Source organism: Stenotrophomonas sp. Steno-C17 (assembly GCF_056393165.1).
This window is the reverse complement of sequence record NZ_JBWJPD010000018.1, coordinates 18,172-42,955: the sequence shown is the minus strand read 5'-3', so window position 1 is coordinate 42,955 and position 24,784 is coordinate 18,172. Positions and strand designations below refer to the sequence as shown.

The window sequence follows — 24,784 nt, the reverse complement described above, 5'->3', positions numbered from 1 at the left end:
TTACTGCCCCTTGCGTTCGGCGCGGCGCACCGCGCTTGGCACTTCAATTTCCACACGCGCAGGCAGCGCATGCACGTGCAGTTCGTTGTCCACCCATTCCGCCGGCTCGCCATTGACGGTCGCCGCACCGGGTTCGCCGCTGTAGGGCCACGGCAGCACGACCCCGCCCACCGGCGGCAACAGGCCGGGCTGCACCTCCAGCACCAGCTGCTTGTCGTTGCGCTGCAGGCGGTAGTTCAACTGGCCCTGCGGCGTGCGCAGGCCCTGCACGGCGATGCCCTCGCCCTGCAACCAGGCCGTGGGAACACCCGCCGCCAGTACCAGCGCATCGTCCAGATCGCGGTTGTAGGCGAACATGTCCAGCGCCGAGCGCACGAAATCCGAAGCCACCCAGGCGTGCGGCAGGTCGCCGACGAAGAACGGTTTGCGCGGCGTGCGCGAGACCACCTCGGCCCACTGGTTCCAGGCCTGCGGCGCGCGGTCCTTGAAGAAGAACTGGGTGGCCTGCCAGGCGCGGTCACGCCAGCCCAGGCGCACGAACGCGGCCACGTTGCGCCACTCGTAGGGGGTGTAATCCTTCCACTCGCGCTTGCCGTCGCGGCGTGCCACGAACTCGCTCCAGTAGCGCTCGAACGTGGCATCCAGCGCCTGCTGCGGCAAGCGCCCCTGCTCGCCGCCCGGCGCCAGGGCGATGGTGGTGGAGGTGGCATCGAAATCGCCCAGCTCGGCCGAGCCCGGCAGGAAGTCGATGCGATGCTGCTGCATGGCCGACTGCAGCGACGCCTGCAGGTCATCACGGAACTGGTCGCGCGATTCACTGATCTGCATGGCTTCAAGCTTGCCCAGCTGGGCGGCGATGATCGCCGCGTCCTTGTAGCCACGCAGCGCCCAGAAGTTGTCCCAGTACGAATGCATCGGCTTGGCCGAATAGCCTTCGTGGCTGATCGAGGCCGGCATCATGCCGTAGAAGGCGGGATTGCGCGCACGGTTCTCTTCGGTGCGCTCGCTGGCACGCAGCTGTTCCATGTACTGGTAGGCGCCCTGCACGTGCGGCCACATCAGTTCCAGGAAGGTGCCATCGCCGGTATAGCGCCAGTATTCGGCGATGTTGTAGATCAGTTCGCCGTGGCTGTCGTTCTCCGGCACCGGGTCGCTGCCGCGGGCATCCACGCAGCACGGCACCTTGCCGTTCTCGAACTGGAAGGGCGCATACCAGTTCACGTAGTCACGCACCGCGTCGCTGCGGCCCATGCGCAGCAGCCCTTCGGAAATCATCGCGCCGTCGCGGATCCAGCTGCGTGCATAAGAGCGCGTGCCCGGCTGCAGGCGCGGCCCCACCCGCGAAATCAGCATGTGGGCCACGGCCGTGCGCAGGGTCTCCACCAGCGGCTGGCCGGCGGCCGGCACCTGCAGCGACACCACGCCCAGCTTGTCGCGCCACATCGCCGCGACCTGCTGCTGGGCCTTGGCCACGTCCAGCGCCTGCGGCTTCCAGCCGCCGGTCTGCGGCAGCACCACGGCCACCTCGCGGCTCTGCCCGGGCTCGAGCTTGATGGTGTACAGCAGGGCGCCGGAGGCCAGGCCGGTGGAATCCTTCACCGCCGTGGTCGCCGGGAACTTCCCCGAGGCCAGGTGCATCGCATCCAGCTTGCCATCGAACGTGCTGGCAAACCGCGCATCGGGCACCTGCAGCGGATACACGCGCGGCTCGCCGTTGATGCGCACCAGCTGGTCGCCCACGTCCAGGCTTTCGATGCGGCTGTAGCCGCCGGTGGTATTGAGGAACTGGGTGGGCGGATTGACCTGCCACGGGCGGATCGCCAGCGCCAGGGTGTATTCGTGGGCGACCTTGTCCGGGTTGCTCAACCGGTAGCGCCCGATCAGCTGCGCGCGCTCCGGCGTGCCCTGCACGAAGCCGGTCACCGACAGCCCTGCCTTCTCATGCACCCAGTCCACAGTGGCGATGGGCAGGTAGCGGTCCTGCAGCGACTGGGTGGTCGCTACGCTGGACCAGTCCAGCAGCTTTCCATCCAGGCGGATGAACGGCTCGATGCTGAAGCTGCCCTTGGCCGGCTCCAGCGCGCCGTCTTCGCTGATCAGCGCCTGTTCCTGGCCACCATCCAAACCGAGCAGGGTCCAGTAGGGCTGTTCGCCAACGAACGCACGCGGCAGCGCACCGCGCGGCAGGTCCGCCGCGACCGACGACAGGAAGGCGTTGGGGGTAGCCGCGAAGGCCAGCGGCTTCAGCGCGATGTCACGAATGCCGTAGCGCCAGTTCGGGCCACCCTGCAGATCGAAGCGCACGTAGCGCGCGTCGGTGTCGGGCAACGCCAGCCAGTCCCGGCCGCCGCCGCCGCTGGTCACTTCGCGCACGGTGCGCCAGTCGCGGCCGTCCTGCGAGGTACGCACGGTGTAGCGGTTCGCTTCCAGGCTGGGCAGCCAGTCGATCACCGCACCGCCGATCTCGCGCGTGTCGTGCAGGTCCAGGCTGATGGTCTGCTGCTTGACCCCGCCGCTGATCCAGAAGGTATCGCTCTTGCCGTCGATCATGCGGTCCTGCAGCGCAGGGGCGGTATCGGCAATCACCGCCGGGTGCAGCGGCGAGGTGTCCGGCGCGGGCAGGCCCTGCAGGGTGAGCTTGTCGAAGCACACCGTGCCGCGCCCGCCCACCTTGCTGTAGATGGTGAACTCGATCGCCGCGCTGCGGGCCATCTCCTTCTCGGCCGACGGGCCCCAGGCCTTGTCGATCTGGCGGCGGCGGTATTCCACCGCCGTCCATGCCTTGGGGAAGCTGTAACCGGGCCGGTTGACCCACCAGACGTTGTCACCGCTGGCGTCGATCAGCTTGAACTGCAGATCGTTGCCCGGCGAATCGCCGCGCAGCTGGAAACCGAACCGGTAGTTGACCGGGTATTCGATGTTCAGCGCGCGACGCAGGCCGACATAACCGGAAACCTTGTGGAAATCGTAGTCCAGGCACAGCGCGCGGCCACCGCCCGGCACGGTGACCGGGCGCAGCGAACCACTGACCTGGTCGGACAGCACCAGTTTCCAGGCGCCGATGTCGTCGAAGTCATCAATCACCTTCGGCGCAGGCAGCGCCGGTGGTGCGGCGATCGCCAGGGAAGACCACAGCAGGCCCAATCCAACGGCGATCGCACGCTTCATCCCTTCACACTCCCCAGCAACAGACCTTGGATGTAGTACCGCTGCAGCACCAGGAACAGGGCCAGCACCGGAACCACGGTAACCACCGCGCCGGCCATCATCATTTCAACGTCCATGATGTGTTCGCGCGAGAGGGTGGCCAGTGCCACCGGCAAAGTGTAGTGCTCCTGATCGGTCAACACGATCAACGGCCACATGAAATCGTTCCATGCGCCCATGAAAGTGAAGATCGCCAGGGTCACCAGCACCGGCTTGAGCATCGGCAGCACGATCTGGAAGAAGATGCGCAGCTCCCCTGCCCCGTCGATGCGCGCCGCTTCCAGCAGCTCATCGGGAATGGAGCGGGCGTACTGGCGCACCAGGAAGATGCCGAACACGCTGGCCAGTGCCGGCACGATCACGCCGCCGAAGCTGTTGACCAGCCCCAGCTGCTTCATCAGCAGGAACAGCGGCAGCATGGCCACCTGCGCCGGAATGACCAGCGCGGCCATCAACACCTGGAACAGGCGCTCGCGGCCGACGAAGTTCAGCTTGGCGAACGCATAGCCGGCCATGGTGTTGAGCAGCAGCGAGCCCAGGGTGATGGCCAGCGACACCAGCAGGCTGTTGGCGAAGTTGCCGCCCATGCCGGTGCGCGCGAACAACTCCAGGTAGTTGCGCGTGGTGACGTGCGAGGGCAGCAGTGGCGGTGGGAAGTGGGTGGCCTCGCCCTGCGGCATGAACGAGACCGAGACCATCCACAGCAGCGGTGCCAGGCTGACCAGGGCCAGCACCAGCAACGCACCATTGACCATCCACGGGTGCCAGCGCGACTGGCCGATTTCACGACTCATACCAACTGCCTCTTGCGGCCGAAACGCAGCATCACGGTGGTCACCGCCAGGATGATCAGGAACAGCAGGAACGCCACCGCGGAGGCGCGACCCAGGTTCCACCACTTGAAGCCTTCCTCGAACATGAAATACAGCACGCTGACGGTGCTCTGCAGTGGGTCGCCGCGGGTCATCACGTAGGGTTCGGCGAACAGCTGGAAGTAGCCGGACACGGTAATGACCCCGACCACCAGCAGCACCGGGCCGAGCATCGGCAGGGTGATGTGCAGGAACTGCTTCCAGCGCGAGGCACCGTCGATGCGGGCGGCCTCGTACAGATCGTGCGGAATGGCCTGCAGGCCGGCCAGGAAGATCACCATGTTGTAGCCGAAGTTCTTCCACACGGCGAACAGCATGATGGTGGGCATGGCCCAGTTCGGGTCACCCAGCCAGTCGATCGGGCTGATGCCGATGTGGCCCAGGCCGTAGTTCACCAGACCGTAGCTGGTATGGAACAGGTAGCGCCAGATCACCGCCACCGCCACCAGGGTGGTGACCACCGGGGCGAACAGCGCGGTACGGAACAGGGCCTTGAAGCGCGCCGCCGGCGCGTTCAGCAGCATCGCCGCGCCCAGCGACACGCCGATCGACAGCGGTACGCCGATCAGCACGAAGTAGGTGGTGTTCCACAGCGACTTCCAGAACATCGGGGTCTGCAGCAGATCGATGTAATTGCCCAGGCCGACGAACCGCAGGTTGCTGCTGTCGGACAGGGCATACAGATCGAAGTCGGTCACGCTCAGCGCGAGCGCCGAGGCCACCGGCAGGCCGAAGAACAGGCCCAGCACGATCAGCGAAGGGCCGGCGAAGATCCAGCCGGCAAGCGAAGTACGTTTCATTGCGGGCTCCCGGCCGCTGCGGCCGGCGCATCGGCAGGTGCCTGCGCACCGCCGCCCTGCAGGCGTTGTTGTTCATGCATCCAGCGGCGCTTGGCCAGCACCTTGTCCACGCGCTGGTCCAGCTCTTCCACGGCCTTGTCCTGCGGCAGGCCACCGCGCACCACCTTTTCGGTGACGATGCGCATTTCCTGCACGATGCGCTCCCACTCCAGCACCTTCGGCGTGGGCTTGACCCGCTCCAGCTGGTCACGGAAGGCCGCCGCCAGCGGATCGCCGGCCAGCGAAGGCGCATTCCATGTGCTGCGACGCGGCGGCAGGTCACCGATGATGGAATGGAAGCGGGCCTGGATTTCCGGCCGCGACAGGAACTCGATCAGCTTCCACGACGCTTCCTTCTGCTGCGACTTGCGGAAGATCACCAGGCTGGTGCCGCCGGCAATGCCCGCGCCCGGACCGTCCGGGCCCGGCAGCGCAGCGGTGCCCCACTGCCCTTCCAGTTCCTTGGGCTGCAGCTTCTTGAACTCGCGGATGTTCCAGGGCCCGGAGATGTAGAAGACGTTGAAGCCGCGGAAGAATTCATCCCAGACGTTGGAGATCTGGGTTTCGGACATCTTCGGCGCCCAGCCCTGCTCGAACATGTTCGAGTAGAACGCCAGGGTGCGGCGGAAGCCGGGGCTGGCGAAGTTGCCACGGGTGTCATCGTCGCGCAGCAGGGGATCGGGCTGCTGCAGCGCCAGCGACAGCTGCTGCTCGAATTCGTTGATCGGCATCAGCACCGCATAGCGGTTCGGGCCCTGCATCTTCTTGATCGCGGCCATCTGCTGGTCCCACTCGGCCCAGGTGCGCGGCGGGTGGTCGAAACCGGCCTTGGCCAGCAGGTCCTTGCGGTAGTAGATCAGGCGCGTATCGACGTACCACGGCACGCCCACCAGCTCGCCGTGGATCACGTTGGTATCCCAGATGCCCTGGAAATAGTCCTGCGGATCAACCACGGTCGAGCGCTGCACGAACGGCTGCAGCGGGGTAAGCGCATCGAGTTCGGCGAACTCGGGCACCCAGGTGTTGCCCAGCTGGCAGACATCGGGCAGGCCATCGGCGGCGAACGCGGTCAAGAGCTTCTCATGCGCTGCCGTCCACGGAATGTTCTGCACGTCCACCTTGATGCCGGGGTTCTCGGCCTCGAACTCGTGGATCAGCTCGCTGACCACTTCGGCTTCGCGGCCCATCGCCCAGAAACGCACCGTGGTGGTGCCCTGCTCCGGTTTCGCACAGCCGGCCAGGGCCAGCGCGGCCAGCGCCGGCACGGCCAGGCGTCGCAGGCGGTCAATCCAATCGTGCACCTTGTTACTTCCCCTGGCCCGAGTTGCGGTTGGCATTGTTCTTCTGTTCCTGCGCGGCGGCCGCGCGCGATTCTGCGATACCCACCGCGCGCGCCGCCGCGGCCTTCTCATCCTTCTGCAGCTGCAGCGGCTGGAATTCGCCTTCCGGCGCCAGCCAGCCACCACTGAACCCTGCCCGTTCCAGACCCTTGCGGATGTACGGGTTCTTCTTCATCACTTCCCAGACGAAATCGTCGCGGTAGTTGGCGATCATGGTCAGGATCGGGCCCTGGTCGATGGCGATGTAATCGCTGGCGACCCAGCCGCGATCAGGCACCAGGCGCCCGGTCTTGATCGGAATGTCGTAGTTGAAGCTGGGGTTGAACGAATCCAGGAACCCGTAGCTGGAGTAGATGTAGTCGCCATAGCGCTTGTGCATCTCCACCGTGGCCGGGATCACTTCCTCCGGCGCGAACACGATCGAGGACACCGCCGCGGTCGGGGCGATGGTGCCGTCGTCGAAGTTCTCGCGCAGGCCTGCGCCGCGCGAAGAGTAATGGCGGAACTGGCGCTGCTCGCCGCGGTATTCCTGGGTGGTGTTCTGCGGGCCATCGCTGGCGGTCAGGCCCCACACGTTTTCGCCGTAGTCCTTCCAGTTCATCGGGTTGGCAATGGCGTACTCACGCTGGGCCAGCGCCGCCGAACGGCTGTTGAGGAAGTAGGTGCTGCCGCGTTCGCGCATGTACGCGTCCTGGATATCGCGGAAATCGATCCAGACGTGGCTGTACTGGTGGCCGAACAGCGGCCCGAAGGACAGGTATTCCTGGCCCTGGTACACGCCCCAGTCGTTGTCGTAGGTGCGGGTCCACACGGTCCACGCATCCGGGCTGACCGGGTGACTGGGCGAGCCCAGGGCGAGGATGTAGACCATCATCGCCTCGTTGTAGCCCATCCAGTCGTGGTCGATGAAGCCGCTTTCCGGGAACCAGCCCATCGAAATGAGCGGGGCGCGCTGCTGCAGCCACGGCCAGTCCACCTGCTTGTACAGGCTGTCGGCGATCTGCCGGATCTCTTTTTCACGCGGGTCGTCGCCGTCGTAGTAAGACTGGGCGAACAGCACGCCCATCATCAGCAGCGCGGTATCCACCGACGACAGTTCCACCCAGCTGTCGTAGCGACGGCCTTCCTGCATGTCCAGGAAGTGGTAGTAGAAACCCTTGTAACCGGCCTTGCCGGTGCGCTGCGGGCCCATCGGCACATCGCGGAAGAACTTCAGCGTGGTCAGGGTGCGGTCGATGGCCTGGTTGCGGCTGACCCAGCCGTTTTCGATGCCGATCGGATAGGCGGTCAGGGCAAAGCCCACCGAGGCGATGCTGGCGAACGGGCGCGACGGATAGCGGTCCGGGGTCAGGCCGTTCAGTTCATTGGTGGTATCCCAGAAGAACTGGAAGGTGCGGCGCTCGATATCGTCGAACAGCGGCGGCAGCTCCGGCTTCATCGGCCGCGGCGGTGCATCGGCCTCGACCAGGATCACCTGCGGCTTGGGCTTGGCAGGCGCTTCCTGCTGGGCCGGTTTGCAGGCGGCGATGGCCAGGGTCATCGCAGCGGCGGTCAACAGGTGGCGTGCCTGCATGGCGCGGTTCCTCCGGTGGGCTGTTCGATGGAAGAGCATAACGTCCAAACACCTGAAATCGTTTACAGAACGGACTCTTAAAAAACCACGAAAAACGTGGCCCGGGTGTCGCCGTCATTGCCCATGCCAGTGCACCGTGCTGACGCGGTGTACTGGCATGGGCAATGGACCGGCCGCGAAGGCCGGCCATTGCACCACCGGTACCGCCGGCGAACCGGCGGTACCAGGCGCGATCATCAGAAGCGGAAGCCCACTTCGGCCTTGATCTGGCGCGGCGTACCGATGATGTCACCGGTCTCGTTGTAGCTGGCCTCCAGCTTGCCGTTGCTCTTGATGTAGTTGTAGCTGGAGAAGTTGTCGAAGTTGAACACGTTGATGATGTCCAGGCGAGCGTACAGCTCGGTATCACCCGGCATCTTGAACGTCTTGGTGGCCTGCAGGTCGACCGAACGGTAGCCGAACACCTTGCCACCGATCAGGAACTTGCCATTGGCATTGGGCACGGCAGCCTGCGGGGTCGGCAGGGTGTAACCGCTGGCCTGCGGGATGCCGTACCAGTCGTTGACGGCGGTCGGGGTCGCCAGGGTGATCTTGCCACCGAAGGTGATGCCCCAGAAGCCGGCATACGAACCGGTGACCACCAGGCGGTGGCGCGGCGCGCCGTTGGAACGGATGGTCGGGTAATCGCCGATCAGGCCGCGGTCGAACGCGTACTTCTCGTTGATGTCGCGGTTGTGGCGCGCGGTGGTCCAGGTGTAGGCGATCGAGGTGCCCCAGCCGCTTTCCTTGGTGAACGGCTTCTGCGCCGACAGCAGCACCTGGGTCGCACGGGTCTTGATGCCCTGCTGGCCGATGATCAGGCTGCCGAAGCCCGGCACGTTGCAGCTCCAGGCCTGGCTCAGGCCCGGGTCGGTGCCGCCGCACAGGCGCGGGTCATCGAAGAACTGGCCGGTCGGGTAACGGTTGCCCAGGGTGAAGGCGAAGCCGTCGTAGCTCAGGGTACGGGCGATGGTGGCGTCGGTCAGCCAGTCACCGATCTGGTTGCTCATGCCCAGGCTGAACTGATCCGAGTACGGGGCCTTCAGCTTGTTGTTCAGCAGGTCCACTTCCAGACCGGCATTGCTGGTGGCGCCCACCAGGGCCTGCAGGTTGCCGATGCCGTTGAGCAGGTTCGGGTTCCAGTCGTAGCAGGCGGCCTGGCCGTTGATGCAGGTGCCGGTAGCCGGGTTGCGGAAGTAGATGGTCGGCTGCGGCAGGGCCAGCTTGGTGGTTTCCAGCTGCAGGTTGTCGAACAGGTCGCGGTCGTAGGAACGGCCGGCACCACCGTGGATCACGTGCTGCTCGTCGGCGTTGATGTCATACGAGAAGCCCAGGCGCGGCTGCCAGGCATCCTTGAACGCCTTGCGGTTGTGGCCGTTGCTGATGTAATCGCTGATGTCCAGGCCGCCCAGCGCCAGCGAATCGGCGTAGGTCTGGCCGGCGGCAGCGCGCGGATCCTGCGAGTAGATGGCGTCCACCACCTGCTGCGGGGTCACGAAGTCCAGGTAGGCCGGGTTCTTTTCGTAGTCCCAGCGCAGGCCCAGGTTGATCTGCAGGTGGTCGTTGACCTGCCAGTCGTCCTGGATGAACAGACCCAGCTGCTTGGCCTTGGAACGCACTTCACCGGACACGCCCGACACGCCGGTGACCGGCTTGACGAACTGCGCCTTGTACGGGATGTCCGACGGGAAGTCCGGATCGCCCAGGGTGTAGGTGAAGGTCGGGTTGATCTGCGCCGCGTCAGAGGCGTACAGATCGATTTCCTTGTACTTGGCGCCCATCTTGATGGTGTGGTCGCCCGCCCACTGGATGCCGTCCAGGGTCAGGTTGTCTTCGATCGACCAGCCCTTCTGGCCCTTCACCTGCGAATCCAGTGCCGAAGCGCCGCCGACCTTCACGATGGTGCGGTCTTCGGTGCCGTCCGGCGCGGTGTAGGTGATGCCGTTGGCCAGGGTCAGCGGGGTCGGGTTGTTGAACGAATCTTCATGGGTGACCATCAATTCGTTGTAGTAACGCTCACCGCTGTGGTTCCAGCGCAGTGCGTAGCGGCGGTCGGTGTTGACCACTTCACGACCGGCTTCCGGCGAGGTCTGGCCACTGAACTGCTGCTGGGTTTCGTCGCGGTCCTGGAAGGTCAGTTCGATGCGATCGTTGTCGGTCGGCTCGAAGTCGACCTTGGCGAAGATCAGGTCCTGCTGGAACGGCTGGCTGGCCGGGCCGAGGCCGGCAGCGCCGTCAGCCGGCAGCAGACCGACGCTGCTGGTGACCGCGCCGTCCGGCGCGATGGTGACCGGCAGGTCGAAGCGCTTGGCTTCGTAGGTCACGAAGAAGTGGGCCTTGTCCTTGACGATCGGGCCGCCCAGGGCGAAGCCGTATTCCTTCTCGGCCGAGACCATCTTGTCCTGGCCAGCCTGGCGCTCGGCCGGGGTCTTGGCGCGCATGTCTTCGTCGGTGTAGCGGTAGAACGCCTCACCCTTGAATTCGTTGGTACCGGACTTGGTCGCGGCGGTCACTGCGGCGCTGGACACCTGGCCGTACTCGGCCTTGTAGTTGCCGCTGATGACCTTGTATTCGCCGATGGCCAGCTGCGGGAACGGGTTGCCGGCGCTGCCGGACTGGCCGGCCACGCCGCCGCCCTTCACGTAGCTCTTCTGGCCCACGCCATCGATGTAGACGTTGGTGCCGTCGGCGTTGGTGGCGCCGCCACGCAGCGAGGTGTTGCCCTTGGCGTCACGGGTGAAGATCATGCCCGGAACGGCGTCGGCGAATTCCAGGAAGTTGCGCGACACCTGCGGGGTGGTCTGGATCTGCTGCAGGCTGACGGTCTTGCCGACTTCGGAGGTGCGCACTTCCTGCAGCAGGGTCGGCGCGACCACGTTCACGGTGTCAAGGTTGGTGGCGCCAGCGGTGCCGCCGCCGGTGGCGGCTGCTTCGCTGAAGTTCAGCGTGGCGGTGGAGGCCACGGTGACGGTGACCTTCTGGGTCTGGCCATTGGCCACCACGTCATAGGTGCCCGGATCCAGGCCCATCAGCGAGTAGCTGCCGTCGGCACGCACGGTGCCGCGACGAACCGAACCGGTGGCCACGTTGGTGGCGGTCACTTCCGCGCCGGCCTGGGCGCCGGACACCTGGCCGCGCAGGCTGGCGTTGGCCGACTGGGCCATCACGTTCGGGGCGGCGGCCAGCATCAGGCAGCTGACCAGGGCGGTGCTCAGCAGCCGGCGTGCCGGCGTGCGGATGGTGGAATGCATCATCAACTCAATCTCCGGGTGGTGGTCCCGCTTGCGCGGTTCCTGCGATCAGTCAAAAGAAAAGGAAAGCCTCCGGCTTCAACGGCCGGATGGCGGGGTGGTGGAATCTCGAACGATCAGGCGGGGAACCAGCGTCTGCTTGTCCCCTGCCCCTTCCGTGGTAGTGCCGTCCATCAACTGCAACAGGCGCGTCATGGCCCGATCGCCCAACTCGGCGATACTGACCTGCATCGTGGTCAACGAAGGGTGTACGAACCGCGCCAGTGGAATGTCATCGAAACCGGCCAGGGCGACATCGGTGGGCACGTGGACCCCTGCCTGCGCGAACGCATACAGACATCCCAGCGCCATCATGTCGTTGGCGGCGAACACGGCATCGGGCAGCGCACCGGCTGCCAGCAACTCCTGACCGGCGCGATGGCCGGAAGCTTCGTCGAAATCACCGGGCAGCTCGATACCTTCGACGCCATTGCCCGCCGCCGCCAGCGCGTCACGGAAGCCGCGCAGGCGCTCGCGCGCGTCGAAGTTGAGGTCCGGGCCTGAAATGAAAGCGATGCGGCGGTGGCCGGCGTCGAGCAGGTGGCGGGTCATGGCCATCGCCCCTGCATGGTCGTCAATGCTCAACACCGGGTGGTCCTGCGTGGGCAGGTAGGTGTTGATCAGCACGGTGGGCAGCGACTGCGGCAGGTTGTCGGTCAGGAACCCCGGGCTTTCCGCATAGGGCGACAGCACCAGCAGGCCATCGACGCGGCCGCGCATCGCGCGCAGTGCTGCGCCCTGCTGTTCCTGGTCGCCGTGATAGCTGGACACCAGCAGGTGCTGGCGACGGCTGCGGGCCACGCCATCGATGCCGCGCATCAGTTCGGAGAAGAATTCACCGTACAGATCGGGCAGCACCACGCCCACCGTATTGGTACGGCGGCTGCTGAGGCTGCGCGCGGCAGCATGTGGGGTATAGCGCAGCCGTGCGGCCACTTCCAGCACAAGCTGGCGGACCGGTTCGGCAACGTTCTCATGCCCGTTGAGCGCGCGGGAAACCGTGGCCACGGAGACCCGGGCTTCGCGTGCGACATCTTTGATTGTTATGGCTGCCTTGTTCACGAAGCCGCCCTCCACGGCTTGGACCTACCAGCTTGGCGCGGAATGTAAGCGTTTCCATCTGCGCTTGTAAACTGTCCGTTAGGCGAATGTCCCATTCCGGACACAAAAAGTTGTCCCGGGCAGGCCCGCCCGGTGACCTGCAAAGACAGTATCTGAGTCATCTTCAGCCCTGTTCTGACGGGGTGTGTGCGCGAATGGACAGCGCGTGGATATCGGTGTCCATCAGCCCGCCCAGCGCGGCGTAGACCGCGCGGTGGCGCGCAAGCGGGGCCATGCCGGCGAAGCGTTCGCTGACCACGTGCACGTTGAAATGGCCGCGTCCATCGCGCGCGCCGGCATGACCGGCATGGCGATGACTGTCGTCTTCGATCTCGAGCACGCTGGGGGCCAGCGCTTGTTGCAGCGCATCACGAATCTGCTCGATGCGCCGCGCGTTCACGGCAACACCTTGCGGAACGGCCGCACCTGGGTGCGCACGTACACGCCTGCGGCCACGTACGGGTCGGCTTCGGCCCATTCCTGCGCTTGCGCCAACGAGTCGAACGCGGCGATGACCACCGAGCCGCTGAAACCGGCCGGACCCGGATCCTCGCTGTCGATGGCCGGGCACGGGCCGGCCAGCAGCAGCCGGCCCTGCTCGTTCAACGCCTGCAGGCGCGCCAGGTGCTGCGGCCGTACCTGCAGCCGCTGGGCCAGCACATCCTGGCCGTCATAGCCTTCAATCACGTACCACATGGGGCAGTTCCTCGTTCATGTTGCGGTGCGCCGATTCTAGCCAATGCCGCCCTGTTGCCTGCCGTTGCTGGACACTGGCGCGGCAAAGCCTTACCCTAGGGTCAATTGCACGTGGCTGGATGCAGCAGCCCGTCGGTTTCCGCGGCTTCCGCAGCCCCCGACGATCGCCCCGCCGCTTCCTGACGGGCCACGTAGACGACCTCCCCGTAGTTCTGTCGCTGCCGCTGTTGTGCAGCGCGTGCTGCTGTTTCATATGTGTGGAATCGCGCCGAGAGAGGCGTGCCTGGTGCCCCCGTGGCCGTGGCGATGGCCCGGCATGGCGGGTATCGCGACTGGTCCGTTGCAATGCTGACGTCCATTAGATGACTTCCGAACTCGCGCTCGACGCGAACCCGCCAACCCGGCCGCCCGCCCCCCAGCAGCAGGAAATGCCGCTGGCCGTGGTGCATGGGCAACCGGTCCTGCAGATTCCGCAGGACCTGTACATTCCGCCGGACGCGCTGGAAGTCATCCTGGATGCCTTCGAAGGACCGCTGGACCTGCTGCTGTACCTGATCCGCCGGCAGAACCTGGACGTGCTGGACATTCCCGTGGCCGAGATCACCCGGCAGTACGTGGAATACATCACGGTGATGCGCGAGCTGCGTTTCGAGCTGGCCGCCGAATACCTGGTGATGGCCGCGATCCTGGCCGAGGTGAAGTCGCGCATGCTGCTGCCGCGACCGGTCAGCGAGGACGGTGACGAAGCCGACCCGCGCGCCGAACTGGTGCGCCGGCTGCAGGAGTACGAACGTTTCAAGCAGGCGGCCGAAGATATCGACGCCCTGCCCCGGCAGGACCGCGACACCACCGTGGCGCACGCCTTCATGCCGGAACGGGCGACGGTGAAACTGCCGCCGCCGGTGGACCTGAAGGAAATGCTGCTGGCCCTGCACGACGTGCTCAAGCGCGCCGAGCTGTTCAGCGGCCACGCCATCAAGCGCGAGGCGCTGAGCGTGCGCCAGCGCATGGGCGAGATCCTGGGCCGCATGGAAGATGGCCGGTTCTATCGTTTTGAAAGTCTGTTCACCGCCGAGGAAGGCAAGCTGGGCGTGCTGGTCACCTTCCTGGCCATGCTGGAACTGGCCAAGGAACAGCTGCTGGACATCGTGCAGGAAGAACCGCTGGCGCCGATCTACGTGAAGTCGCTGGCGGCCGGCAACACCAACGCCCCGCTGCAGTTCAGCAGCGAGTTCGACGACAACGACGCTGCCAACGAGAACGAGTGAGCGCTGCCTGCCGATGGACCAACCGCTGATCAACCGCATTGTCGAAGGTGCCCTGCTGGCGTCCAGCCAGCCGCTCACCCTGGCCCAGCTGAAAGACCTGTTTCCGGAAGAAGAACCGGCCCCGCCGGGCAGCATCGAACGCGCGCTGGAACAGCTGCGCGAGGCCTGCGTCGGCCGCGGCGTTGAACTGCTGGAAGTCGCCTCCGGCTTCCGCTACCAGGTGACCGCCGAAGTGCATGGCTGGATCAGCCGGTTGTGGACCGAACGCAAGACCCGCTACACCCGTGCCACCCTGGAAACGCTGGCGCTGATCGCCTACCGGCAGCCGATCACCCGCGGCGAGATCGAACAGGTGCGCGGCGTGGCGGTCAGCAGCAACATCATCCAGGCATTGGAAGAACGCGAATGGATCCGCGTGGTGGGACACCGCGACGTGCCCGGCAAGCCGGCGCTGTTCGGTACCACCAAGGGCTTTCTGGACTATTTCGGGCTCAAGCGCCTGGACGAACTGCCGCCGCTGTCCGAGCTGAAGGACCTGGGCGAGCTGGAGCCGCAGCTGGCGCTGGACCGTGACGGTCCGGCCGCCGCGGGCGCCGCCGGCCCGGACATCAGCGCCGACCCGGACAGCGCGGCCAACGATGACACCCGCCTGGACGCAGGCACTGGCAACACCCCCGATTCCGCCGGCGCAGCCCCTGCACCGGCCAGTGACGAGCAAGCACCTTCGCCCTTCGATGATGGGCACCCCGATTCCGCGCCGGGCGAGCGCGCGGTTCCCGTGAACGAACGCGAAGACAACGCCGTCGCGATGACGACCGTGGCTGTTGACCAAGCCGATTCCGAACCAGAGGCCGACCTCGAAACCGTCGGCCGGAGCAAATCTGATGAGTGACACCCCCCGTAACAAGCTGTCGCTGAAGCGCGAAGCCACCTCCGAACAGTTCAAGCTGGAAGAGCGCCTGCACAAGGTGCTGGCCCAGGCTGGCCTGGGTTCGCGCCGCGCGCTGGAACAGCGCATCGCCGAAGGCCTGGTCAAGGTCAACGGTGAAGTCGCGCAGACCGGCATGTCGGTCAAGAGCGGCGACAAGATCGAGCTGGACGGCCGTGGCTTCGTCGCCACCGCGCTGGCCGAGCCGTCGCGCGTGCTGGTCTACAACAAGCCGGAAGGCGAAGTGACCACCCGTGAAGACCCCGAAGGCCGCCCGACCGTGTTCGAAGCGCTGCCGCCGCTGAAGGGCGCGCGCTGGATCGCGATCGGCCGCCTGGACATCAACACCACCGGCCTGCTGCTGGCCACCACCGACGGTGAACTGGCCAATGCCATGATGCACCCGTCGTTCGAGGTCGAGCGCGAGTACGTGGTGCGCGTGCGTGCGCCGGAAGGCGAAGAGAAGGTGAGCGACGCCATCGTCGACCGCCTGGCCCGCGGCGTGGCCCTGGAAGACGGCCCGGCCAAGTTCGACGAGATCGAACGCATCGGCGGCACCGACTCGCACGATTGGTTCCGCGTGGTGGTGAAGGAAGGCCGCAACCGCGAAGTGCGCCGCCTGTGGGAATCGCAGGGCTGCCAGGTCAGCCGCCTCAAGCGCACCCGCTACGGCAAGGTGTCGCTGCCGCGCGAGCTGGCCCGTGGCCAGACCGTGGAACTGCCCAGCGCCCAGGTGGAAGCCCTGCGCGCGCAGCTGAAGCTGGAAGAAGGCGCGCCGTCGGCGCTGACCCTGCAGCCGGTGATCGGCCAGCGCCGCGCCGCCAAGACCACCGTGCGCGTGCGCGAAGGTGGCCGCGGCAATGCCTACGTCAATGGCCACAGCACGGCCGATGAAGGCCGCGAACTGCGCCGCTTCGACAACGTGCGCGAAGACCGCGGCCGTGGCCGTGGCGGCAAGGGCGGCGGCTTCAAGGGCGGCCTGACCGTCAGCGGTGAAGCGGCGGCCAAGCAGTCGCAGAAGCCGTTCAAGCAGCGCGCGCCGAAGAATGATCGTTCGCTGCCGGAAGGCAACCCGGCCGCGTTCCGCACCTGGTACGTGCCCGATGGCGTGAGCACCGGCCCGAGCGGCCACCGCAACGCCGGCCCCGGCGCGCGCGGCCCGGGTGCCCGTGGTCCCGGTGCAGGCGGCCAGGGTCGCCCGTACGGCAAGCCGAAGGGCCCGGGTGCGGGCGCCGGTGGCGGCCAGGGTCGTGGTGGTTTCGGTGGCGAAGGCCGTGGCAATGCCGGCGGCCAGGGCCGTGGCGGCTTCGGTGGTGAAGGCCGTGGTGGCGCCGGTGGCGGCCAGGGTCGTCCGGCCGGCGCGGGCAACCGCTCGCAGGGCCAGGGCAACAAGCACCCCTACGGCCATCCGGGCAACGCCCCCAGCTTCCCGTCCGACCACGCCACCCCGGGCTTCAACCCGTATGGCAGCCCGAAGCCGGCGCACGGCGCCCGTCCGGGCGGTCGCGGTCCGGGCGGTCCCGGTGGCAACCGTGGCCCGGGCGGTAACCGCGGTCCGGGCGGCCCGGGTGGCAACCGTGGCCCGGGCGGCCCCGGCGGCAACCGTGGTCCGGGCGGCCCGCGCCGCAGCGGCCCGCGCGGCGGCTGATCGCTACGGCGACTGAAATGAAAAACCCCGGCTTCGGCCGGGGTTTTTCGTTGTCGGGTGCTTCAATCCGCGGGTAGATCCACGCCATGCGTGGATGAAAAGCGCGCATTAGGAATTCTTTGAAAACGTGCTGTTTGTGCCATGTGTCGTCGCATGAGATCCAACGACTTCCTATCGTGCTTGCTCCATCCATGACACACAGGAGCCACGATGGCTTGGCACACGTCCAATTCCGTACTGCAGCGGGTCAACGGCAGCAATACCTGGTGGAACACCATCTACGGGCCCGCCGACAAGGTCGAGGTTTCGGGCATCTATCGCTGCCTGGGCTGCAAGCGTGAAGTCACCTGCAACAAGAATGATCCCTTCCCGCCTCAGCCCAAGCACGTGCACAGCCCGGAGCAAGGGCCGATCCGCTGGAAGCTCAACGTGCGCACCAACACTGAAGGGGCCTGAGCCCGGTTGCGTCGGCGGCCAGACAAAGGGGGCGGAGGGAATCAAGTCGTTTCTGCCTCAAACGACGTGATCCCCTCCGTCGCCTTTTTCCGGGGTCAGCGGCGGCTGATGGTGAAGGCAGTGCCGTCAACGCCCAGGTCCCAGCCCTTGCCGGTGCCGGACAGGGCCAGCGAGATATCGCCCTTGGTCATCACCTGGGCGTTGCTGGATTTCACCGCACCCGCATGCGCGCCGACCGATGCGTACGTCCCCAACAGTTCATTGACGCTGACCGCACCGGTGAAACTGCCGCGGCCATTGGTGATCTTCGATTTGCCCACGGTCAGGCCGCCACCCTTCATCTGGATGCGCACCGGCAGGCTGGCGCCGTTGCTGCAGGTGACGGTACCGTTGCCGGAGGCGGTCTTGTAGATCAACGACCAGCCGGACAGGTTGTAGCGCAGCTGGCAATCGAGGTTCCCGGCGGCCTGCGCAGCCGGGGCCAGCGACGCAGCGGACAGGGCCAGCAGCAGGGCAAGAGACTTCTTCATCGGCAGCACTTCCACTTCATTCGGACTGCTGGCGAATCTAGCAGCGCGCGCGTGCACGGTGGATGCAGGCGCGCGCGTGGGTGCGGCAAGCGTTCAGCCGCCGCACCGGGCGCTCAGGCGCGCTCGTCCAGATGGAAGGCGTCGGCATCGAGCATGGCCGGGAAACGCGCGCGGTGCGCGGCCAGGGCTTCGGCCGAGATGGTGGTGGTGACCACCTGCTCGCGCTCGCGGATCTCCACCTGCGGCTGGCCGAGGAAATCGATCACCGCGCTGTCGCCGGCATAGTGCAGCTGGTTGCCGTCCACGCCGATGCGGTTGACCGCCGCCACGAAGCACAGGTTCTCGATTGCCCGCGCGCGCAGCAGCGTCTTCCACGCATAGGCACGCGCCGACGGCCAGTTGGCCACGAAGATCTGCAGGTCGAAATCCATCTGCCCGGGCCGCTCCACGTCGTAGCGGTTGCGGCAGAACACCGGGAAACGCAGGTCGTAGCAGACCTGCGGATTGATCCGCCAGCCCTTCCATTCCACGCTCAGGCGATCGCGACCGGCGGCATAGCGCTCGTGCTCGCCACCGTAGCGGAACAGATGGCGCTTGTCGTAGTACTGCAGCGCACCGTCGGGGGTGGCGAACAGCAGGCGGTTGTAGACGCCCTCGCCTTCGCGCAGCTGCACGCTGCCGATCACCGCCGCGTCGAGCGCACGCGCCTGTTCGCGCAGCCAGGCTACGGTCGGGCCATCCATGCCTTCGGCCTGGGCAATGGCATCGTTGGAAAAACCACTGGTGAAGGTCTCCGGCAGGATCACCAGATCGGTGCGGCCGGCCAGCGGCGCCAGCAGCGCACCGTAGTAATCGCGGTTGCCCGCCGGGTCATGCCAGCGGGTGTCGCCCTGGACGAGGGAAATGCGCAGGTCCTGCATGGTCGTATTCCCTCAGAGCAGGCGCAGGCGTTCGATCGCCGCGTCCAGAGTGGCCTCGTTCTTGGCAAAGCACAGGCGCACCAGGCGCTGGCCCACCGGCGCGGTTTCATAGAACGGCGACAGCGGAATGGCTGTCACGCCCTTTTCAATCGTCAGCCACTTCACGAATTCGTGGTCGGGCAGATCGCTGATGGCCGAATAATCGACCAGCTGGAAGTAGCCGCCCGGCACCGGCAGCGGCTTCAGGCGCGTGCCGGCCAGCTGCTCGCGGAAGCGATCGCGCTTGGCCTGGTAGAACGCGCCCAGTTCCAGGTGGTGCTCGGGCTGGTCACGGATCATCGCGGCGAAGCCATATTGCGCCGGGCCGAAGCTGGTGAAGGTGTTGTACTGGTGCACCTTGCGGAATTCGTTGGTCAGCAGCGGCGGTGCCACCGCGTAGCCGATCTTCCAGCCGGTGCAGTGGTAGGTCTTGCCGAAGCTGGAGATGACGAAGGTGCGCTCGCGCAGTTCCGGGTAGCGCAGCGCCGATTCATGGCGGCGGCCGTCGTAGATGATGTGTTCGTACACTTCATCGGAAATCAGGTAGATCTGCGTGCCGCGCAGCAGGTCGGCCAGCGCCTGCATGTCGGCCTGGTCCAGCATCGCACCGGACGGGTTGTGCGGGGTGTTGACCATCAGCATGCGGGTGCGCGGGGTGATCGCCGCGCGCACGCGGTCCCAGTCCACCGCGAAGGTCTGCGGGTCCAGTGGCACATGCACGGCGATGGCGCCGGCCAGCTCGATGGCCGGCTCGTAGCAGTCGTAGGCCGGGTCCAGCACGATCACTTCCTCGCCGGCACGCACCACGGCGTGGATGGCGTTGAAGATCGCCTCGGTGGCGCCGCTGGTGACGGTGATCTCGGTGTCCGGGTCGATCGTCGCGCCGTACAGGTCCAGCGACTTCTGCGCGATGGCCTGGCGCAGCGGCGCCACGCCGGTCATCGGCGGGTACTGGTTCAGGCCGGCGGCCATTGCCTTGCTGGTCTCGTCGATCAGCCGCTGCGGCGCAGAGAAGTCCGGGAAGCCCTGGCCCAGGTTGACCGCGCCGTGTTCGGCGGCGAGCTGGGACATGACCGTGAAGATGGTGGTGCCGACCTTGGGCAGCTTGGTGTTCGGTTGCATCGGCCTGGAATAAGGGGGAACAAGGCCCGGAAGTGTACGAAATCCAGGCACCGGCCGTGGACTCACCCGGTAGCGCCGGGTCATACCCGGCGGCTCTTTGCATATTCCTTGCGGTCGCCGGGCATGGCCCGGCGCTACCAGGGCAGGTTTCACCGCTACAATTGCCGCCGCACCCCGGCATGAAGATCCCTGCCCCTTGAACACCCCTGCATTGCTGGCCGCCAGCGGCCTGAGCTTCTCCCGCAATGATGAGCCCGTGTTCGGCCCGCTGGACTTCCATGTGGACGCCGGCGAAGCGCTGCTGGTGCAGGGCGGCAACGGCGCCGGCAAGACCACGCTGCTGCGCGTGCTGGCCGGCCTGGCCCGGCCGGGTGCCGGCCAGGTGCGCATTGACGGCAAGCAGGCCAGCACGGCCGAGCGCGCGCGCTACGTGGCCTACCTGAGCCACCTGCCCGCGCTGAAGCCGGACCTGGATACGCTGGAGAACCTGCATTTCCTGTGCGGCCTGCACGGCCGCCGGGCGCGGCAGATGCCCGGCAACGCCCTGGCCATCGTCGGTCTGGCCGGCTACGAAGACACCCTGGTACGGCATCTGTCGGCCGGACAGAAGCGGCGCCTGGCACTGGCCCGCATCTGGCTGTCACCGGCCCCGCTGTGGCTGCTCGACGAACCCTACGCCAACCTCGATCTGGATGGCATCAACCTGGTCAACCGGATGATTTCCGCGCACCTGCGCAGCGGCGGTGCCGCCCTGGTCACCACCCACGGCGCCTACGCCGCGCCACCGGTGCGCACGCGCCTGCTGGAACTGCAGCCGGGTCTGGCGCAGGGAGAGGCCGCATGATCGCGCCGGGCACCGAACCGGGCCTGTGGCAGACCGCACGCGCACTGGTGGCGCGCGATCTGCGCCTGCTCTGGCGCCGCCGTGGCGATGCGCTGCAGCCGCTGTTGTTCGCGCTGCTGGTGGTGGTGCTGTTCGCCCTCGCACAGGGCCGCGACCCGCAACCGCTGGCCACCACGGCCGGCGCAGTGCTGTGGCTGGCGGTGCTGCTGGCCGGGCAACTGGCGCTGGATTCACTGTTCCGTTCCGATGCCGAAGACGGCTCGCTGGAACAATGGCTGCTGGCCCCGGTGCCGTTGGCCTGGCTGGTGCTGGTACGGGTGCTGGTGCACTGGGCCACCACCGCGCTGCCGCTGATCGTGCTCAGCCCGCTGCTGGCGGAAATGCTGCATCTGCCACATGACCAGCTGCCCATGTTGCTGGCATCGTTGCTGCTGGGAACACCGGTACTGAGCCTGATCGGCGGTGTGGTGGCAGCACTGACCGTCGGCATCCGGCGCTCTGGTATTCTCGTGGCGTTGCTGTCGTTGCCGCTGTATGTACCGGTGCTGGTGTTCGGTGCAGGCAGTCTGGCGGCGGCCGGTCGTGGCCAGGATCCAGTGGGTGCACTGCTGATGCTGGCCGCGGGCCTGGTGGTTGCTCTGGTGCTGGCACCGCTGGCGACCGCTGCGGCCATCCGTATTTCTCTGAGTTGAACGAGCTGAGAGCCAATCCATCCCTGCTGGATAGCCGCCACGCATGAATCCGATCGTCCGCTGGTTCCACCAACTCGGCTCCCCCCCGACCTTCGATCGTTTCGCCGCGCGCTGGTCCCGCGTGTTCTACGCCGCTGCGGTACCGGTGCTGCTGATCGGCCTGTGGCAGGGGCTGTTCGTCGCGCCGCCGGAACAGAACCAGCACGATGCCTTCCGCATCATCTACATCCACGTGCCCAGCGCCTGGATGAGCCTGTTCGTATTCGCACTGATGGCGGCCTATTCCGCCATCGCCCTGATCTGGCGGATCAAGATCTGCGAAATCCTGGCCATGGCCTGTGCGCCGATGGGCGCCGGCTTCACCCTGATCACCCTGCTGACCGGCAGCATCTGGGGCAAGGGCACGTGGGGCACCTGGTGGGACTGGGACCCGCGCATGACCAGTGAGCTGATCCTGCTGTTCCTGTACCTGGGTGTGATCGGGCTGTACCACGCCATCGAGGACCGCCGCAGCGCAGCGCGTGCCGCGGGGCTGCTGGCGATCGTCGGCGTGGGCCTGCTGCCGGTCATCCGCTATTCGGTGGACTGGTGGGGGGCATTGCACCAGCGCCAGTCGATCAATGTGTTCGGCGAAAACGCCGTACGCCCGGAACTGATTGCACCGCTGTGGTGGATGGTGGTGGCGACCAAACTGTGGTTCGTCGGCTCGCTGCTGGCCAAGGCGCGTGCCGACAACATCGCCCGCGAGGCCGGCAAGGCCTGGATCGGCGAGCGCTTCGGCACCGCGCAGGCAGCATCGCATTCGGAGCCACGGCCATGACCCACCTGCCCTACCTCATCGCGGCATTCGCCGTGTTCCTGCTGGTTCTGGCCTGCGATGCGCTGGGTTCGTGGCTGCGCCTGCGCCACGCCCGGCAACAGGCGCTGCGCCGCCAGCAACGCCTGCAGGCGCGCAGCAACGGGACGGCCCCGTCCCCGCTGGCTACCGAGCTCAGCCGATGACGCCGGTGCAGCGACGCCGCATGGTCTGGGTGCTGCTCCTGCTGCTGGCTTCCGGGCTGGCCACCACCCTGGTGGCCTTCGCCCTGCAGCGCAACATCGCCTACCTGTACACCCCAGCGGAAGTGTTGCGCGGGGATGTCGACGCGCAGGCACGCTTCCGCCTGGGCGGCATGGTGGTGAAGGGGTCGTTCAATCGTCCCAGTGGTTCGCTGCAGGCGCACTTCGTGGTGACCGATGGCGATGCCACGCTGCCGGTCAGCACCGACCGCATCCTGCCGGACATGTTCCGCGAGGGCACCGCCGTGGTGGCCAGCGGCCGCCTGCAGGACGGGGTGTTCGTGGCCGACGAAGTGCTGGCCAAGCACGACGAGAACTACGTGCCCAAGGAAGTGGCCGACAAGATGGGCGACGCCCATCGCAAGCACGACGTGCCGGTGGCGGCGCCCGAGGTGCGCTGAGTGCTGCCCGAACTGGGTCAGATCCTGCTGTTGTGTGCGCTGCTGGCGGCCTTGCTGCAGGCCGGCTTGCCGCTGGTCGGCGCACAGCGCGGCAACAGCGCATGGATGGCCACGGCACGCCCGGCCGCGTTTGCCCAGCTGCTGCTGGTAGCCGGTGCGTTTGCGGTGCTGACCGCCGCCTTCGTGCAGCAGGATTTTTCGGTGCGCTACGTGGCCGAGAATTCCAATTCGCTGTTGCCGCTGATCTACCGCTATTCGGCGGTATGGGGGGCGCACGAAGGCTCGCTGCTGATGTGGGCGCTGGTGCTGGCGCTGTGGACCGGTGCCGTGGCGCTGTTCTCGCGGCAGTTGCCGGCGCCGGTGCAGGCCCGCGTGCTGGCCGTGATGGGCGTGGTCAGCGTCGGCTTCCTGGCCTTCCTGATCTTCACCTCCAACCCCTTCCTGCGCTTGAACCCGGCGCCGCTGGAAGGCCGCGACCTGAACCCACTGCTGCAGGACCCGGGGCTGATCATCCACCCGCCGATGCTGTACCTGGGCTACGTGGGCTTTTCGGTGCCCTTCGCCTTCGCCGTGGCCGCACTGCTGGAAGGCCGCGTGGATGCCCGCTGGCAGCGCTGGACACGGCCATGGACCAACGTCGCGTGGGGCTTTCTGACCCTGGGCATCGCGCTGGGCAGCTGGTGGGCCTACTACGAGCTGGGCTGGGGCGGATGGTGGTTCTGGGACCCGGTGGAGAACGCCAGTTTCATGCCTTGGCTGGTGGGCGCCGCACTGATCCATTCGCAGGCGGTTACTGAAAAGCGCGGAACCTTCGGCAGCTGGACCCTGCTGCTGGCCATCGCCGCTTTCGCGCTGTCCCTGCTGGGCACCTTCCTGGTGCGCTCGGGCGTGCTGACCAGCGTGCATTCGTTTGCGGCCGACCCGTCGCGCGGCCTGTTCATCCTGATCTTCCTGTCACTGCTGGTCGGTGGCAGCCTGGTGCTGTACGCGCTGCGGGCCGGCCGCCTGGCCGTGGACAGTGAGGATCCGCGCCGCGGCTTCACCGCTACCTCGCGCGAGACCCTGCTGCTGGGCAACAACCTGCTGCTGGCCACGGCCTGCGCCATGGTGCTGCTGGGCACGCTGTATCCGCTGCTGGCCGATGCGCTGTCGCTGGGCAAGATTTCGGTGGGGCCGCCGTACTTCGGCAGCCTGTTCCTGCTGCTGATGGCGCCGCTGGTGCTGCTGCTGCCGTTCGGGCCGCTGGTGAAGTGGCAACGCGACCAGCCCTCGCGCGCCCTGGCCCTGCTGGCCCCGTGGCTGGGCCTGGCGATCGTGCTGGGCGCGCTGGCGTGGTGGCAGGCGCCGCAGAATGGCTGGAAGGCCGGCCTGGGCGTCGCTGCGGCGGCCTGGGTCGCGCTGGGCACGGCGCGCTTCGTCTGGCAGCGGCTGCGCGGCAATGGCCGCTTCACCGCCGAAATGCTCGGCATGATCGTGGCCCACGGCGGCATTGCGGTGTTCCTGGCCGGGGCCCTGCTGGTGGAGGCACTGAACGTGCAGCGCGAAGTGGCGTTGGCGCCAGGTCAGCAGCTGGTCGTGGGTCGCTACGAAGTCCGTTTCGAAGGCGTGGACCACCGCGAAGGCCCCAACTTCGTTGCCGACCGCGGCCATCTGCGGGTGTTCCGCAACGGCCGCGAGCAGGCCCTGCTGCACCCGGAAAAACGCCAGTACGCCAGCGGTGGCCAGGTGATGACCGAGGCCGGCATCGATGCACGCCTGAACGGTGATGTCTACGTGGCATTGGGCGAGCCGCTGGGCAACAATGCATGGGCGGTACGGGTGCATATCAAGCCGTTCGTGCGCTGGATCTGGCTGGGCGCACTGCTGATGGCCCTGGGCGGTTTCATCACCGCCGCCGACCGCCGTTTCCGTCGTCCGTAG

Annotated in this window: 22 protein-coding genes; 10 read left to right on the top strand and 12 right to left on the bottom strand. The window is 66.7% G+C overall.

Going from position 1 to position 24,784, the window contains the following annotated elements; genetic code table 11:
* The 9 genes from AC06FA_RS15550 to AC06FA_RS15510 all read right to left on the bottom strand — a co-directional run bounded on the left by AC06FA_RS15550 (position 1) and on the right by AC06FA_RS15510 (position 12,957).
* On the bottom strand, positions 1-3,168 hold the full coding sequence (locus AC06FA_RS15550; protein WP_478069099.1) for a discoidin domain-containing protein: 3,168 nt from the start codon (positions 3,166-3,168) through the stop codon (positions 1-3).
* Entirely contained in the window at positions 3,165-4,001 is an 837-nt protein-coding gene (locus tag AC06FA_RS15545) for a carbohydrate ABC transporter permease (RefSeq protein ID WP_108750092.1), read from the bottom strand. Before AC06FA_RS15545 ends, AC06FA_RS15550 begins: the two co-directional genes overlap by 4 nt.
* Entirely contained in the window at positions 3,998-4,879 is an 882-nt protein-coding gene (locus tag AC06FA_RS15540) for a carbohydrate ABC transporter permease (RefSeq protein WP_108750093.1), read from the bottom strand. Before AC06FA_RS15540 ends, AC06FA_RS15545 begins: the two co-directional genes overlap by 4 nt.
* Positions 4,876-6,255, bottom strand: coding sequence for a sugar ABC transporter substrate-binding protein (locus AC06FA_RS15535; protein WP_478069098.1), 1,380 nt, complete (start codon positions 6,253-6,255; stop codon positions 4,876-4,878). Before AC06FA_RS15535 ends, AC06FA_RS15540 begins: the two co-directional genes overlap by 4 nt.
* Positions 6,224-7,831 carry a glucoamylase family protein gene (locus AC06FA_RS15530; RefSeq protein ID WP_478069097.1) on the bottom strand — a complete coding sequence of 536 codons (1,608 nt, stop codon included), beginning with the start codon at positions 7,829-7,831 and terminating at the stop codon, positions 6,224-6,226. The genes AC06FA_RS15535 and AC06FA_RS15530 overlap by 32 nt, the downstream gene beginning before the upstream one ends.
* Before the next feature lie 236 nt (positions 7,832-8,067).
* Positions 8,068-11,124, bottom strand: a complete 3,057-nt coding sequence (locus tag AC06FA_RS15525) for a TonB-dependent receptor (RefSeq protein WP_478069096.1) — start codon at positions 11,122-11,124, stop codon at positions 8,068-8,070.
* A 75-nt stretch (positions 11,125-11,199) separates the two neighbouring features.
* On the bottom strand, positions 11,200-12,237 hold the full coding sequence (locus AC06FA_RS15520; protein ID WP_478069095.1) for a LacI family DNA-binding transcriptional regulator: 1,038 nt from the start codon (positions 12,235-12,237) through the stop codon (positions 11,200-11,202).
* A gap of 148 nt (positions 12,238-12,385) precedes the next feature.
* Positions 12,386-12,661, bottom strand: a complete 276-nt coding sequence (locus AC06FA_RS15515) for a BolA family protein (RefSeq protein WP_478069094.1) — start codon at positions 12,659-12,661, stop codon at positions 12,386-12,388.
* A complete protein-coding gene (locus AC06FA_RS15510; protein WP_478069093.1) occupies positions 12,658-12,957 on the bottom strand; it encodes a YciI family protein in 300 nt (99 codons plus the stop codon). Before AC06FA_RS15510 ends, AC06FA_RS15515 begins: the two co-directional genes overlap by 4 nt.
* Before the next feature lie 362 nt (positions 12,958-13,319).
* Between AC06FA_RS15510 and AC06FA_RS15505 the strand changes: the two genes are divergently transcribed.
* The 4 genes from AC06FA_RS15505 (at position 13,320) to AC06FA_RS15490 (ending at position 17,257) form a co-directional block, all read left to right on the top strand.
* On the top strand, positions 13,320-14,225 hold the full coding sequence (locus AC06FA_RS15505; protein WP_312708597.1) for a segregation and condensation protein A: 906 nt from the start codon (positions 13,320-13,322) through the stop codon (positions 14,223-14,225).
* A gap of 13 nt (positions 14,226-14,238) precedes the next feature.
* Positions 14,239-15,117: an SMC-Scp complex subunit ScpB gene (gene scpB / locus AC06FA_RS15500; RefSeq protein ID WP_478069092.1), complete on the top strand. Its 879-nt coding sequence runs from the start codon at positions 14,239-14,241 to the stop codon at positions 15,115-15,117.
* The gene (locus tag AC06FA_RS15495; RefSeq protein WP_108753601.1) at positions 15,110-16,801 is read left to right on the top strand and encodes a pseudouridine synthase; all 1,692 of its coding nucleotides are present in this window, start codon (positions 15,110-15,112) and stop codon (positions 16,799-16,801) included. Before scpB ends, AC06FA_RS15495 begins: the two co-directional genes overlap by 8 nt.
* Positions 16,802-17,011: 210 nt before the next feature.
* Positions 17,012-17,257: a protein L gene (locus AC06FA_RS15490; RefSeq protein ID WP_478069091.1), complete on the top strand. Its 246-nt coding sequence runs from the start codon at positions 17,012-17,014 to the stop codon at positions 17,255-17,257.
* A gap of 95 nt (positions 17,258-17,352) precedes the next feature.
* Here AC06FA_RS15490 and AC06FA_RS15485 read toward each other — a convergent pair whose 3' ends face one another.
* The 3 genes from AC06FA_RS15485 to AC06FA_RS15475 all read right to left on the bottom strand — a co-directional run bounded on the left by AC06FA_RS15485 (position 17,353) and on the right by AC06FA_RS15475 (position 19,868).
* Complete coding sequence (locus AC06FA_RS15485; protein WP_478069090.1) at positions 17,353-17,787, bottom strand: hypothetical protein; 435 nt, start codon at positions 17,785-17,787, stop codon at positions 17,353-17,355.
* A 113-nt stretch (positions 17,788-17,900) separates the two neighbouring features.
* Positions 17,901-18,707: an amidohydrolase gene (locus tag AC06FA_RS15480; RefSeq protein ID WP_478069089.1), complete on the bottom strand. Its 807-nt coding sequence runs from the start codon at positions 18,705-18,707 to the stop codon at positions 17,901-17,903.
* Between the two features lie 12 nt (positions 18,708-18,719).
* Positions 18,720-19,868, bottom strand: coding sequence for a pyridoxal phosphate-dependent aminotransferase (locus tag AC06FA_RS15475; RefSeq protein WP_478069088.1), 1,149 nt, complete (start codon positions 19,866-19,868; stop codon positions 18,720-18,722).
* Between the two features lie 97 nt (positions 19,869-19,965).
* Here AC06FA_RS15475 and ccmA point away from each other — a divergent pair, with 97 nt between their 5' ends.
* From ccmA to AC06FA_RS15445, 6 genes are read left to right on the top strand one after another with little or no spacing between them, the layout of a single operon-like run.
* Positions 19,966-20,712, top strand: a complete 747-nt coding sequence (gene ccmA, locus AC06FA_RS15470) for a heme ABC exporter ATP-binding protein CcmA (protein ID WP_478069087.1) — start codon at positions 19,966-19,968, stop codon at positions 20,710-20,712.
* On the top strand, positions 20,709-21,404 hold the full coding sequence (gene ccmB, locus AC06FA_RS15465; RefSeq protein ID WP_478069086.1) for a heme exporter protein CcmB: 696 nt from the start codon (positions 20,709-20,711) through the stop codon (positions 21,402-21,404). Before ccmA ends, ccmB begins: the two co-directional genes overlap by 4 nt.
* Before the next feature lie 43 nt (positions 21,405-21,447).
* Positions 21,448-22,224 carry a heme ABC transporter permease CcmC gene (gene ccmC / locus AC06FA_RS15460; protein WP_478069085.1) on the top strand — a complete coding sequence of 259 codons (777 nt, stop codon included), beginning with the start codon at positions 21,448-21,450 and terminating at the stop codon, positions 22,222-22,224.
* Positions 22,221-22,406 carry a heme exporter protein CcmD gene (gene ccmD / locus AC06FA_RS15455; protein ID WP_478069084.1) on the top strand — a complete coding sequence of 62 codons (186 nt, stop codon included), beginning with the start codon at positions 22,221-22,223 and terminating at the stop codon, positions 22,404-22,406. Before ccmC ends, ccmD begins: the two co-directional genes overlap by 4 nt.
* Entirely contained in the window at positions 22,403-22,864 is a 462-nt protein-coding gene (ccmE, locus tag AC06FA_RS15450) for a cytochrome c maturation protein CcmE (protein WP_478069083.1), read from the top strand. The genes ccmD and ccmE overlap by 4 nt, the downstream gene beginning before the upstream one ends.
* Positions 22,865-24,784, top strand: a complete 1,920-nt coding sequence (locus AC06FA_RS15445) for a heme lyase CcmF/NrfE family subunit (protein WP_478069082.1) — start codon at positions 22,865-22,867, stop codon at positions 24,782-24,784.

Coding starts and splice junctions, on each gene's coding strand:
- AC06FA_RS15545 (WP_108750092.1), bottom strand. CDS start 4,001: ATGAGTCGTGAAATCGGCCAGTCGCGCTGGCACCCGTGGATGGTCAAT.
- scpB (WP_478069092.1), top strand. CDS start 14,239: ATGGACCAACCGCTGATCAACCGCATTGTCGAAGGTGCCCTGCTGGCG.
- AC06FA_RS15475 (WP_478069088.1), bottom strand. CDS start 19,868: ATGCAACCGAACACCAAGCTGCCCAAGGTCGGCACCACCATCTTCACG.
- AC06FA_RS15540 (WP_108750093.1), bottom strand. CDS start 4,879: ATGAAACGTACTTCGCTTGCCGGCTGGATCTTCGCCGGCCCTTCGCTG.
- AC06FA_RS15530 (WP_478069097.1), bottom strand. CDS start 7,831: ATGCAGGCACGCCACCTGTTGACCGCCGCTGCGATGACCCTGGCCATC.
- AC06FA_RS15480 (WP_478069089.1), bottom strand. CDS start 18,707: ATGCAGGACCTGCGCATTTCCCTCGTCCAGGGCGACACCCGCTGGCAT.
- AC06FA_RS15550 (WP_478069099.1), bottom strand. CDS start 3,168: ATGAAGCGTGCGATCGCCGTTGGATTGGGCCTGCTGTGGTCTTCCCTG.
- ccmB (WP_478069086.1), top strand. CDS start 20,709: ATGATCGCGCCGGGCACCGAACCGGGCCTGTGGCAGACCGCACGCGCA.
- AC06FA_RS15485 (WP_478069090.1), bottom strand. CDS start 17,787: ATGAAGAAGTCTCTTGCCCTGCTGCTGGCCCTGTCCGCTGCGTCGCTG.
- ccmD (WP_478069084.1), top strand. CDS start 22,221: ATGACCCACCTGCCCTACCTCATCGCGGCATTCGCCGTGTTCCTGCTG.
- ccmC (WP_478069085.1), top strand. CDS start 21,448: ATGAATCCGATCGTCCGCTGGTTCCACCAACTCGGCTCCCCCCCGACC.
- AC06FA_RS15525 (WP_478069096.1), bottom strand. CDS start 11,124: ATGATGCATTCCACCATCCGCACGCCGGCACGCCGGCTGCTGAGCACC.
- AC06FA_RS15490 (WP_478069091.1), top strand. CDS start 17,012: ATGGCTTGGCACACGTCCAATTCCGTACTGCAGCGGGTCAACGGCAGC.
- AC06FA_RS15495 (WP_108753601.1), top strand. CDS start 15,110: ATGAGTGACACCCCCCGTAACAAGCTGTCGCTGAAGCGCGAAGCCACC.
- ccmE (WP_478069083.1), top strand. CDS start 22,403: ATGACGCCGGTGCAGCGACGCCGCATGGTCTGGGTGCTGCTCCTGCTG.
- AC06FA_RS15510 (WP_478069093.1), bottom strand. CDS start 12,957: ATGTGGTACGTGATTGAAGGCTATGACGGCCAGGATGTGCTGGCCCAG.
- AC06FA_RS15505 (WP_312708597.1), top strand. CDS start 13,320: ATGACTTCCGAACTCGCGCTCGACGCGAACCCGCCAACCCGGCCGCCC.
- AC06FA_RS15535 (WP_478069098.1), bottom strand. CDS start 6,255: ATGCCAACCGCAACTCGGGCCAGGGGAAGTAACAAGGTGCACGATTGG.